The 13,321-nt window shown below is 37.7% G+C and carries 10 protein-coding genes; 9 read left to right on the top strand and 1 reads right to left on the bottom strand.

The window, feature by feature from the left end; translation table 11 throughout:
- Window positions 1-851 precede the first annotated feature (851 nt).
- The 9 genes from thiC to ACFINY_RS00560 all read left to right on the top strand — a co-directional run bounded on the left by thiC (window position 852) and on the right by ACFINY_RS00560 (window position 12,559).
- On the top strand, window positions 852-2,687 hold the full coding sequence (thiC, locus tag ACFINY_RS00600; RefSeq protein ID WP_375611202.1) for a phosphomethylpyrimidine synthase ThiC: 1,836 nt from the start codon (window positions 852-854) through the stop codon (window positions 2,685-2,687).
- Window positions 2,684-3,634 carry an FAD-dependent oxidoreductase gene (locus ACFINY_RS00595; protein WP_375611201.1) on the top strand — a complete coding sequence of 317 codons (951 nt, stop codon included), beginning with the start codon at window positions 2,684-2,686 and terminating at the stop codon, window positions 3,632-3,634. Before thiC ends, ACFINY_RS00595 begins: the two co-directional genes overlap by 4 nt.
- A gap of 3 nt (window positions 3,635-3,637) precedes the next feature.
- Entirely contained in the window at window positions 3,638-3,835 is a 198-nt protein-coding gene (thiS, locus tag ACFINY_RS00590) for a sulfur carrier protein ThiS (RefSeq protein ID WP_273791115.1), read from the top strand.
- Between the two features lie 4 nt (window positions 3,836-3,839).
- Complete coding sequence (locus ACFINY_RS00585; RefSeq protein WP_375611200.1) at window positions 3,840-4,613, top strand: thiazole synthase; 774 nt, start codon at window positions 3,840-3,842, stop codon at window positions 4,611-4,613.
- Entirely contained in the window at window positions 4,610-5,215 is a 606-nt protein-coding gene (locus ACFINY_RS00580; protein ID WP_375611199.1) for a thiamine phosphate synthase, read from the top strand. The genes ACFINY_RS00585 and ACFINY_RS00580 overlap by 4 nt, the downstream gene beginning before the upstream one ends.
- Window positions 5,206-5,964, top strand: a complete 759-nt coding sequence (locus ACFINY_RS00575) for a hydroxymethylpyrimidine/phosphomethylpyrimidine kinase (protein ID WP_375611294.1) — start codon at window positions 5,206-5,208, stop codon at window positions 5,962-5,964. The genes ACFINY_RS00580 and ACFINY_RS00575 overlap by 10 nt, the downstream gene beginning before the upstream one ends.
- 447 nt (window positions 5,965-6,411) lie before the next feature.
- Complete coding sequence (locus ACFINY_RS00570; RefSeq protein WP_273791211.1) at window positions 6,412-7,251, top strand: uracil-DNA glycosylase family protein; 840 nt, start codon at window positions 6,412-6,414, stop codon at window positions 7,249-7,251.
- A 73-nt stretch (window positions 7,252-7,324) separates the two neighbouring features.
- Complete coding sequence (pepN, locus tag ACFINY_RS00565) at window positions 7,325-9,952, top strand: aminopeptidase N (RefSeq protein ID WP_375611198.1); 2,628 nt, start codon at window positions 7,325-7,327, stop codon at window positions 9,950-9,952.
- Between the two features lie 285 nt (window positions 9,953-10,237).
- Window positions 10,238-12,559, top strand: a complete 2,322-nt coding sequence (locus ACFINY_RS00560) for an ATP-binding protein (protein ID WP_375700755.1) — start codon at window positions 10,238-10,240, stop codon at window positions 12,557-12,559.
- On the opposite strand, the gene ACFINY_RS00555 is transcribed toward ACFINY_RS00560, so the two are convergent.
- On the bottom strand, window positions 12,556-13,080 hold the full coding sequence (locus tag ACFINY_RS00555) for a methylated-DNA--[protein]-cysteine S-methyltransferase (protein ID WP_273791214.1): 525 nt from the start codon (window positions 13,078-13,080) through the stop codon (window positions 12,556-12,558). The genes ACFINY_RS00560 and ACFINY_RS00555 overlap by 4 nt on opposite strands.
- Window positions 13,081-13,321: the final 241 nt, after the last annotated feature.

Genomic DNA, 13,321 nt, shown 5'->3' with positions numbered 1-13,321 from the left:
ATTAGGTATTGTTTCTCGCTTTTATTTATCGCATTCTTAATGGGAACATCCCCCTCATGAAGAATAGAATGCCCCAAACAAAATATAATGATATTGCATATTACGCACTTTTTAAGAAATATTGTTCAAAATATACTCCTTTCATTTTACGACAGCGCACGTCAATGATACAATAGCAAGCCATTATAGATCATCAGCTTTAAGCTTTTGAAGATACAAGTGGAATCCATCATACATTTTGTTGGCTCCCACGTTTTGACAGCCTCACTCTTAGAATGTTCATTAAATGACATTTGGCTTCCTTTCTTCAAGTGCTTTGCCCCATACGCTCCCACTTATGACGTGCAAGGAAGTGTTTTTATACGAAAAGATATATGATGAGAGGATCTTATGGTATTCTGAGTTATTATTTTAATATGAAAAAAATCTCAATCAAAGCCATAAACTATCTACTTTTCCCTGATAATCCGTTTTTAACTTTATTCTGGTTTATAAAAGCTTCAATATCATAGTTTATCACTTCATAATATCTATTTTCACTCTTAAAAACACACCAAAATCGTTTAAAATATATTTTTATGATTGACAATATAGATATTTAAGCCAACCATATTCGTATTAACAAAAATACTTCAAGTGGGAGGAGGCATGCAAATATTAGAATAGATATTGTATCAGTTTTTCAAAATAACTTTTCTTGAGCTGTATTGGGTTTTCTTTGCTACAAAGCAATACTATCCCTATTCATCTGAATGCTCGTGATTGATAATTTGAATACATCTCCATTAACATCGTAACTCCATTAACATCGCAACCTATTTTTGAACTCCGTGTCTATAAGGAAAAAGTTTGTGCAGAAAAATACTCCATCAATCAGTTGTAGCCCCTTTCCCGCTTCACGCAAAATTTATCAACAGAGCCTTCTCTTTTCTGATGTGCGCGTACCATTGCGTGAAATTTCACTGGCTGATGGCAGTGGTGAAAAACCTTTAAACGTCTACGATACTTCTGGCCCCTACACAGATAAAGATATGATCATTGATATTACAAAAGGCCTGCCAGCAATTAGCTTGCCTTGGCTCTCTAAGCGGGATGATACTGAAACTTATCCTGCACGATTAGTTAAACCTGAAGATAATGGATTGACTTCTGATAAAAACCTTACACCAGCCTTTAAGCAAAAACGTTCTATTTTACGAGCAAAAAATGGCAAAGCAATTACACAAATGGCTTACGCACGCGCAGGCATTATTACCGAAGAAATGGAATATGTGGCTATACGAGAAAATGAAGGATTAGCAGTAGAAGAACGGCAGAATGTACCATCAAATGAAACATTTGCTGGATCAATACCAGAAATTTATACTGCGGAATTTGTGCGCAATGAAATTGCTTGTGGACGCGCCATTATTCCACAAAACATTAATCATCCAGAGTGCGAACCCATGATTATTGGGCGTAATTTTCGTGTTAAAATTAATGCTAATATTGGCAATTCAGCAGTAACTTCATCTATGGAAGAAGAAGTTGATAAAATGGTTTGGGCCATTCGCTGGGGAGCAGATACAGTTATGGATCTCTCAACAGGTCGAAATATTCATAATATTCGTGAGTGGATTATTCGAAATTCTCCTGTGCCCATCGGAACAGTTCCTCTTTATCAAGCACTCGAAAAAGTACAGGGTATTGCCGAAAACTTAACATGGGATATTTTCCGTGATACCCTTATTGAGCAAGCAGAACAAGGTGTCGATTATTTTACCATTCATGCAGGATTAAGATTACCATTTATTCCTATGACCATTGATCGTGTAACAGGTATTGTTTCACGAGGCGGTTCTATTATGGCAAAATGGTGTCTCCATCATCATAAAGAAAGCTTTCTCTATGAACATTTTGATGAAATTTGTGATATTGCACGCACGTATGACATCTCTCTTTCATTGGGGGATGGATTACGCCCTGGCTCTATTGCCGATGCCAATGATGAAGCCCAATTTGCAGAGCTTAAAACTTTGGGAGAATTGACAAAAATTGCTTGGAAAAAAGATATACAGGTTATGATTGAAGGTCCTGGGCATGTCCCAATGCACAAAATTAAAGAAAATATGGAGCAACAATTAGATCTTTGTCATGAGGCGCCTTTTTATACTTTGGGACCTCTTACAACGGATATTGCTCCTGGTTATGACCATATTACATCAGCAATTGGTGCCGCTATGATTGGATGGTTTGGAACTGCTATGTTGTGTTATGTAACACCTAAAGAACATCTAGGACTGCCCGATAGGAATGACGTAAAAACTGGTGTGATCACTTATAAAATTGCTGCTCATGCCGCTGACCTTGCTAAAGGTTTACCTAGAGCACAATTGCGCGATAATGCTCTTTCGCGTGCACGATTTGATTTTAGATGGCACGATCAATTTAACCTTTCTCTTGATCCAGAAACAGCCTGTGCCTTTCATGATGAGACAATGCCTAAAGAAGCCCATAAATTAGTGCATTTTTGTTCCATGTGTGGACCAAAATTCTGTTCTATGCGTATTTCCCATGATATTCGTGAGGCAGCTGCAATAAGAAAAACAAAAGGGGAAGGTATGATCGCCATGGCCGAAAAATATCAGAAAAATGGTGACCTTTATATGGAAATTGTTCCTCCTCAAAAAAAGAAAGTAAATAGTTGAAGAACATTCTTATCAAAGGTGCAGGTGTAGGCGGCTTAACAGCTGCCTTTATGTTACAGCAAAAAGGTGCTTCTGTTACTGTATCAGCCCCCCCTCATTCACCTATAGGAAGTGCTAGTTGGTATGCAGGAGGAATGCTCGCACCTTACTGTGAAAGGGAAAGTGCAGAACAAATTGTTGAAGATCTTGGTGTACAAGCTATACAATGGTGGCGTAAAACGCTCCCCAACCTTGTCATACAAAAAGGCACTTTAGTGGTTGCACCTACACGAGATAGAGGAGAGCTCGAACGATTTTCTGTACGTACGCATAATCACAAAACCGTAGATAATACAGAAATAGCTCATCTTGAACCAGATCTTGCTGAACGTTTTAACTGTGCACTCTTTTATGAAAATGAAGCCCATATTGATCCTCGCAAAGCACTTATGGCTTTAAAAGAAAAGCTGCTCAACAATGGAGCCTGTTTTGTTGATGTAGAGAAGGCTGAAAAAAAATTTGATATTGTTATTGATGCGACAGGAATAGCACGTTTAGGAAAAGATAAAAATATACGGGGCGTACGCGGTGAAATGCTTCTCGTGCGCTGCACCGATATTAAAATTTCGCGTCCAATTCGTCTTCTTCATCCACGGTTTCCTCTCTACATTGTACCTCGACAAGATAATATTTTTATGATTGGTGCAACGATGATTGAAAGTGACTTTGATGGTGCAATCTCTGTAAGATCAATGATGGAACTGCTCAACGCGGCTTATACTTTACATCCTGCTTTTGCTGAAGCAGAAATTATTGAATCTGGCGTTGGTGTTCGTCCATGTTATCCTAATAACTTCCCTTCTGTGCATAAAGATGGTAACTTTATTTCTATTAATGGATTTTATAGACATGGTTTTCTGTTGTCTCCAGAAATGGCAAAACGAGCAATGGAATTGGCATTGGAATAAAACATGCAAATATTTGTTAATGGTGAAACAGTCCAAACAGAAGTTATGACTCTCGGTCTCTTGCTTGAAGAATTGGGGTATGAAGGAAATTGGCTTGCAACTGCTGTTAACGCTGAAGTTGTTCCCATAGATGCACGAAGCCAATTTGTCTTGCATGAAGGAGATAAAATTGAAATTTTAAGCCCAATGCAAGGAGGCTAAAATTATGCTGAATCTTTATGGACGACAATTCTCTTCCCGTCTTCTATTAGGTACAGCGCAATATCCTTCACCAGCAATCCTTCGTGATGCTATTCATAAATCGAATACGGAAATTGTAACTGTTTCCTTGCGCCGTGAAACTGCAGGTGGAAAACAAGGTGGACAATTTTGGAAATTTCTTCAAGAACTTGGGGTAACAGTGCTTCCTAATACTGCTGGTTGTTATACTGTTAAAGAGGCCGTAACCACAGCGCAATTAGCAAGAGATCTTTTTAAAACAGCTTGGATTAAACTCGAAATTATCGGTAATTCAGACACCTTACAGCCAAATATTTTTTCCTTAATCGAAGCTGCTCAAATTTTAAACAATGAAGGTTTCAAAATTTTTGCCTATACAACGGATGATCTCATTGTTGCTGAAAAACTTTTCGACATTGGTTGCCGTGTTATTATGCCTTGGTGTGCTCCTATTGGTTCTGCCAAAGGACCTCATAATACTGATGGATTGCGTTCTATCCGTGCTTACCTTCCTGATGCTACTCTTGTTATTGATGCCGGCATTGGACGCCCATCACATGCCGCCATTGCGATGGAACTGGGTTATGATGCGGTCCTTCTTAATACCGCAGTTGCTAAAGCAGCTGATCCTGTTTTGATGGCTGAAGCATTTTCTAAAGCTGTTCAAGCAGGACGTATGGGATATAAAGCTGGCATGATCGAAGCACGCAATGTAGCAGTCCCTTCAACACCAATCATTGGAAAAGCGGTATTTTCATGAAACTGGATCCATTTTACCTCATCGTTGATAACGCTGATTGGATTGAACGTTTGCTTCCTCTTGGTATCAAGCTCGTACAATTGCGTATGAAACATGAAAATCAACAAATAATCCGTCAACATATTAAGCGTGCAAAAAACATATGCAATAAATTGGGAGCACAATTAATTATTAATGATCATTGGGAAATAGCAATTGATGAAAAGTGTAATTTTATTCATCTGGGACAAGAAGACCTAAGCAATGCTGATCTTCATGCAATTCGTAAAAGTGGTATAAAAGTTGGTCTTAGTACACATGATGAACATGAATTGGATATCGCACTCTCTGCTAATCCTGAGTATATTGCACTTGGTCCTATTTATCCGACAATCTTAAAAAAAATGAAATGGATGCCGCAAGGACTAGAAAAAATCAAACAATGGAGAAAGCGGATTGGTGCTTTACCTTTGGTGGGTATTGGTGGTTTAACACCAGAACGCGCAGTGGGTGTTTTAAAAGCAGGAGCAAATAGTGCTGCTGTTGTGACTGATATTATCCTCCATAAAAAACCAGAAGAGCGTGTACAGCAGTGGATAAAAGTGACACAAACATGGCGTTGATACCTTCTATTCTTATTGTTGCGGGCACTGATCCAACAGGAGGTGCTGGTATTGTTCGTGATATAGAAACCTCTGCACATTTTCAAATAAAAGCAAATTTAGCAATTACTTGTGTTAACGTACAAGATGATAATCGCGTTGTCGAAATCATTCCAATGCGTGGGGACCTCGTCGCTGCGCAAATGCGTGCTGCCCTAGAAGCAAATCCAATAAGCGCAATAAAAATCGGTATGACGGGGACAAAAGCAATTATAGCAGCAATCTGTAACGTACTCAAAGACTATCCCCATGTTCCAGTTATTTTGGACCCTGTACTTGTCGCTTCATCAGGAGGAAAACTAATAACGGAAACAATCATCGACACGATGATCGATAAACTGCTTCCTCATGTTGATCTTTTAACACCGAATAGAGAAGAACTCGCTCTTCTTAGCAAAAGTCCATTGGCATCTCATGATAAGCAAGCAATACAACAAGCAAAAAAACTTTTGTCATTGGGAGCTCGCTCTATTTTAGTAAAAGGGGGACATGCAGAGGGGCCTCTTGCAATTGATAGCTTCATTGACAAAACTGAAGTCATAAATATCTCTACTCCACGTTTAAAAGGAACAATGCGAGGAACAGGTTGCATTCTCTCAAGCGCTATTGCAGCGCATTTAGCATTAAATGAACCTCTCATTTCAGCTGTAAAAAAAGCAAAAGCATATATCCACACATTGCTTTTAACCCATTGTAAAAATAGTTTATAACGTCTTAGTATTTTCTCATATAAAAGTAATATTTATATATTTCAATTAATATATTTAATTTTTTTAATAAAAGTTATTAAAAAATATAATAATATAAAATTTATAATTAATCTTATAAATAAAATAATACAAAATTCACTTTCATTAAGTATTAAATATAGAATATAATGATAAAAAATATTATCACACCACTTGCATTCAGTAAAAAATTCTTTTAGTATGAGTGAGTTTAGTCTGTTTAAAAAGTTGAAATAACGCAATTTAAACAAATTATACATTTAAAGATGCATATAATCGCGAACATTCGCATTTTACGATTTGCCTTTTTTGTGAAAAGAGAGAATCCTATCAGCGTTCTTATACATTAATGGCTAGCGAATACATTTAATAAAACTTGAAGGATAATTTTGTTTGATCTATAATCGCTAGATCATTAGAAAAAATAAAATGTTAAATCAAACACCATGCTCAATTTCCTATGAAGAACTCTTAAACTTTTATAAAGAAAGTGGTGCGGATGCCGTTCTGACAGATTTTCCTATTGATCGTTTTAAGCAGTCTGCTTGTTCAGAGAGAAAATTAATATCTGTCGTGAACATTTCTCATAATCAACAAGCATCTCCCAAAACATCTCCAACCGTAAAATTAGATCATCATCAGCTGCATAACTCTAGGACTATACAAAATGAATCCACAGCTATAGAGAGTGCAAAAAGTGCCAAGACACTTGATGAATTAAAATCTGCTCTCCTTGCATTTAATGGCTGTTCATTAAAATTGACAGCAAAAAATACCTGTTTTTCAGATGGAACAGCAGGAAGCCCCCTGATGCTTATAGGCGAAGCACCAGGACGAGACGAGGATATACAAGGAATTCCTTTTGTGGGAAAAGCTGGGATGTTGCTTAATAAAATCCTCGCATCAATTGGCTTAACAAGAAATAATGTTTACATTGCCAACACTATTCCTTGGCGTCCGCCAGGAAATCGTACACCAACACCAAGAGAAGTTGCCTTGTGCCGCCCTTTTATTGAACGGCACATTTATTTAGCGCGTCCTCGTGTTCTTATAGCACTGGGAGGCGTTGCTGCACAGTTTCTTACCGGATCTCAAAATGGGATTATCCGAACAAGAGGTAAATGGCATATTTATGAAAGCGAGGATAATATAAAAATACCTGTTATGCCAACTTTCCACCCAGCTTACCTTCTTAGAACCCCTAGTCAAAAGAAGCTTACATGGATAGACTTCTTAGAAGTAAAAAATCGCCTCGACAGCCTTTTGTAATTCTTTAATCCTATATTGCTTCTAAAATTAACACACCCTTCTTTAACTCTTAAAATACAAATGGGAAAAAACTATGAAACAGCCAATAACATCTATTTATCGTTTGGAAGACTACCAACCAACCCCTTACGTTATCCCTAAAACACAACTTTCTTTCCAATTAGCACCGACAAAAACCTATGTTACAGCCATATTGTCTATTGAATCCCGTCACGATACAAAAGAATTAACACCTCTTGTTCTTTCTGGTGATGATCTTACTTTAATTTCCGTTTCTATTAATGATGAGATATTAGCCCCAAACACTTATAAAGTGACGCCTTCACGTTTAGAAATTACAACGCCACCAACGGTTCCTTTTACATTGAAATTGGTTACGGAACTGAATCCTGAAAGCAACCGCCAACTTATGGGGCTTTATCTTTCAAATGGTGTTTATTGCTCACAATGCGAATCGGAAGGTTTTCGTCGTATTACTTATTTTTACGACCGCCCAGATGTTCTTTCTACCTATAGAGTGAAAATTGAAGCAGATTCTCAAACAATCCCAATCTTGCTTTCCAATGGTAATCTGGTGGAAACAGGAATTTTAGAGAATAATCGCCATTTTGCCATTTGGGAAGATCCTTATCCCAAACCATCTTATCTCTTTGCTTTAGTAGGTGGAGATCTTGATAAGTTAGAAGACCATTTTACAACTGTATCTGGACGACGTATCGAGCTTGGTATCTATGTAGAAAAAGGAAAAACCGAACGCGCAACCTATGCAATGGATGCTCTTAAACGTTCCATGCGTTGGGATGAACAATGTTTCGGACGCGAATATGATCTTGATGTTTTCAATATTGTTGCTGTTTCCGACTTTAATATGGGAGCAATGGAAAACAAAGGCCTTAACGTTTTTAATGATAAATATGTTCTTGTCGATCCTGAAACAGCAACCGATCAGGATTATAGAAATGTTGAACGTGTCATTGCACATGAATATTTTCATAATTGGAGCGGTAATCGTGTTACCTGTCGCGATTGGTTTCAACTCTGTTTAAAAGAAGGATTCACTGTTTATCGTGATCAGGAATTTTCATCAGATCAAAATGTACGCAGCCTACAGCGAATTGAAAATGTAAAAGCATTAAAAGCGACGCAATTTGCAGAAGATGCAGGACCTCTTGCGCATCCTGTGCGTCCTCGTCAATATAGCCAAATTAATAATTTTTACACAACAACTGTTTATGAAAAAGGTGCTGAAGTTGTTCGCATGATACGGACTATTTTAGGTCCTACTCTTTTTCGTAAAGGCACTGATCTTTATTTTCAACGTCATGATGGACAAGCTTGTACAATTGAAGATTTTATTACCTGTTTTGCTGAAGTGTCTGGTCAAGACTTCTCCCAATTCATGCTATGGTATGAACAGGCAGGAACACCCAATGTAGAAATCGATAGTCATTATAGCGATGGTGTTTTAACAATTCATGCAAAGCAACATATTCCCGCAACCCCACAACAAAATACAAAAAAGCCCATGCTTATCCCTATCGTATTTGGCTTGTTAGGACCTAACGGAGAAAACCTCACCTATGAAGCAGATACAGATATTCAATCAGATGTTATGCTTTTATCCAAGGAAAGCCAAACCTTTACATTAAAGGGACTGCGTGAAAAACCCGTTTTATCACTGCTGCGAGACTTTTCAGCTCCAATCATTCTACACACGCCATTCAATGAAAGAGAACTTATTTTTCTTGCACAACATGATGACAATCACATCAATCGCTGGCAATCTCTTAATCATTTAATGACGCAAGCTTTGATTCAAAGCATTCAAGATAAAACACAAGAAAAAGCAACATTCCCTTCTGCTTTGCTAAAGCTGATTGAAACGATCATAATAGATGAAACCTTAGAGCCTGAATTTCGTGCCTTCTGTTTAAATTTACCTAGTGAAGTTGAGCTTGCTCATACAATCGGTAAAAATATTGACCCAGATCGTATTCATTGTGTCCGCAATCAGTTTTTAGTTTCACTTGCACAAACCCATCAAGAGCTCTTAACAAAATTCTATGAACAAATGCAAACCCAAGAGCCCTATTCACCAAACACTGCACAAGCTGGAAAGCGAGCATTAAAGAATATCATACTGGATTATCTTTCCATTGCTGAAGCCAATCCAAATCGTGCTGCTATACAATATGCAACAGCTGATAATATGACTGACCGTATGGCCAGTATCGCTGTTCTCGTGAAGCGTTTTAATGAAAATGAGCAGGCACAAAATGCCTTAAATGATTTTGAAAACCGCTATCGACATGACCCTTTGGTTATGGATAAATGGTTTTCTATTCAAGCAATGGTTGCTGGCACATCAACACTCGAAAATGTTCAAAAGCTCATGCAACACCCGCTATTTTCAAAGGATAATCCTAATCGTGTACGATCTCTGATCGGTGTCTTTGCCTCTAACAACCTAACAGGCTTTAACAGAGTTGATGGTGCCTCCTATGATTTTCTTTGCCAAATCATTTTAGAAATTGACAAAAAAAATCCACAGCTTGCTTCACGATTATTAACAACTTTGCGCTCTTGGCGACAATTAGAACCTATTCGACAACAAAAACTTGAAACTGAATTAAAAATGATTGCTGCTGCGCCAAAATTATCAAGCGATGTTGCTGATATCATCAACCGTCTGCTTACTTGAAACAAAAAATTATTTTAAATCAATATGCTATAATATTTTTTAAAATAAATTCTATAAACTATTCGATCATCATTAAACCTATAAACAGGCAATCTAAGCCTGTTTATAGATCACGTTTAAAGTACTTTTTTCTTTTCATATTCCAAAATCATAAAAGTAAAATTATTTTTTTAAAAAAAAGACTGGACAGAAGACTCCTGTTTTGATTCATTGCACTCGATGGGGTTACTATGAATATCGAAGCAGTTTTTAAATCACATTATTCCAGAATTAAAGGAACGCGAAATGGCTAAATTGGACGCATATAATGCGCCAAGGGAGGTGTATGCTGATTCAAAATCAAGCGCTCAAAGTCGCAAGGAGCGGACAGAGCGTACCAATCTGTATTCTGGTTCGGCCTATAAAAAACTTCTTTTTATTGAACCTTGGCTGCGACGTTCACTCCCATTTGTAATTCTTGCATTTCTTGTTATACTAGCAGCAATCCGTTCCTTATCAATCTATGATTGGCGCAACACAATTGATAAAAACACGCATTCTACCATCGCTCTCTTAGCTTCTCATATTACCAATATAATCGACCGTGACTTACTTGCCGCCACTCAACAAGGAAAAGCTGCTGCTCTTTCTCATAATCATTTACAAAATATCCTGACCAATTTTCGTAACAAAGGTTTTATAAAAACCAGCGCTGTTATTGCTATTGTCGATCAAAAAGGCAATGTCCTAGCTTCATCAAGTTCCGAGATTGTCTTAGGAAAACCCTTACAGGATTTTACCTCTGAAAGCATTACTTTACAAGCTCTAGGAAAACATGCTGGAATCATGAAAATTACAATAGGAAAAGATATTCCTGCTCTTGCTTCCTTTCAGCAAACAGAAAATGGACAATATGGGGTATTCATCAGTGAAAAAATGCAACATATTTACATGGAATGGCGGAAAGCTCTCTCGTTAAATATAACCATGTTTATTGGAACTAGTGGCGTTATCCTCGCTCTTCTTTATGCTTATTACAACCAAATTGTACGAGCACGCAAAACAGATCTTGTTTCAGAAAAAATTCAAAACCGTATTGATATGGCAATGATGCGTGGACGCTGTGGACTATGGGATTGGAATATGGCAAGTGGACGCGTCTACTGGTCACGAGCAATGTACGAAATGCTCGGCTATGTCCCTCAAGATGCACTGCTCTCAATTTCCCAAATTAGCGCCATTATCAATCCAAATGATGCGAATTTTTTTGATCTTGCTCAAGAATTAATGAGCGGTAAAAAAAAGCATATCGATATTAACGTTCCTATGCGTCATGCTGATGGTCATTATGTATGGATGCGCATTCGTGCCGAAGTTACTGAAGAAGAAGAACCCCATTTGGTTGGTATTTCCTTCGATATTAGTGAACAGCAACAATTGGCTGAACAAACAGCGCAAGCCGACCTTCGTATCCGTGATGCGATTGAAAACATTTCAGAATCTTTCGTCTTGTGGGATGCTGAAGGACGTTTAGTCATGTCCAACAGCAAATTTTGCGAATATGCCGCTATTCCTAAACAAATTCTCCAATCAGGTATCCAACGTGCAACCGTCGAAGCCATGGCACGCCCTGCACTCAGTGAATATCCCCTTAAAGATGATGGTACTGGTAACTTAACCAGTATTCGCCAAACGGCAGATGGTTGTTGGCTCAAAATTAACGAACGACGAACCCAAGATGGAGGATTGGTTTGTATTGGTACTGACATTTCTGAGCTTAAACAACAACAGGAAAAATTTGAAGACAGTGAAAGGCGTCTTTTTTCTTTCATTCAAGAACTCAAGCGCGCACGAGGGAGTGCTCAACAACGCGCAACAGAAGTTGAAAAACTTAATAAAAGTTTGAAAGCAGAAAAAGAACGCGCCGAAAGTGCTAATAAGGCTAAATCAGAATTTTTAGCCAATATGTCTCATGAATTGCGCACGCCTCTGAATGCTATTCTTGGTTTTTCAGACATCATGTTGCAATCAACTTTTGGCCCTCTTGGCTCACAACGCTATAAGGAATATATGCATGATATTTACAATTCAGGAACCCATCTTCTAACCCTTATCAATGACATTCTTGATATGTCAAAAATCGAAGCAGGAAGATTTACGCTTGATTGTAAAAATACCGATCTTGAGCCCATCATTAGTGAAGCAGTACGAACACTAACGCCCCAAGCTCAAGAAAAAAATATTGTTGTTACAACAAACATTACCCCAGAACTTCATGCTGAAGTTGATGGTCGTGCAATGAAACAGATTTTCCTTAATCTCATCTCTAATGCCGTTAAATTTACGCCTTCTGGCGGAAATATTGATGTCTGCGCTTTCAAGAAAAAAAATAACCTTATTTTTAAAATTACAGATACAGGTGTTGGTATTCCCCAATCAGCAATTAAAAAACTTGGGCAACCTTTTGAACAAGTCGAAAATCAGCTCACTAAATCTCATACGGGCTCAGGTCTTGGATTAGCCATTTCACGCTCCTTGCTAGAACTCCACAAAGGAAAACTTGAAATTACTTCAAAAGAAATGAAAGGAACAACTGTAACGATTATAATGCCCATTACACAAAGTTAAATTTTTCCATTTTGTTCCCGTTGTAGTAAAATCTGTTTCCGTTTTTCCCCCCAACGATACCCTGAAATAAAACCATTTTTACGCACAACACGATGACACGGAATGATAATAGCCAATTCGTTACGTGCACAGGCATGAGCAACGGCACGAAAAGCTTTCGGCATACCAATACGGCATGCTAAGATCTCATATGAAATTGTTTCACCACATGGTATATCACATAATACTGCCCATACTTGTCGTTGAAAAACTGTACCATTTATATCTAAGGGAAAATTATATTTTTTTACCAGCTTAGGTGTTTCTATCATGGCTATAATATGGGCAACTTCTCTCTTAAATGTATTGTCACCTACAACTTGTTGTGCATCACCAAAGCGTATCGTAAACTCCTGTAATAATTGCTCTATAGTGTCTCCTAACGCTATATGACAAATCCCTTTTTGAGACCTAGCCACCAAAAGCTTTCCTATTGATACATCTTTCAGACAGAATACTCTCGTTTGGGAAATATTCAGCATTTTAGCCTTCTTTATATTTTAAAAAGTTTTGAACATCATCCATAAAGTAAAGGGAGAGTATTCACTCTCTTTTAAAAACAAACAAAATCATTCTGAAATGATCTCCTTAGCCATTGTATTAAAATACACTCTCACCCTTTTATGAAACAGACACATCTATAGATTGACGTTCCCTACCCTAAAACAGAAACTTCGACCAGAGCTGATTTATCAACAATCTTGCTATTTATCTAACAGATTC

Origin of the sequence: Bartonella sp. AA23NXGY (assembly GCF_042197165.1) — a bacterium.
Lineage (GTDB): Bacteria > Pseudomonadota > Alphaproteobacteria > Rhizobiales > Rhizobiaceae > Bartonella.
Note: the sequence above shows the minus strand (reverse complement) of the source record. Positions and strands in the feature narration are given on the sequence as shown.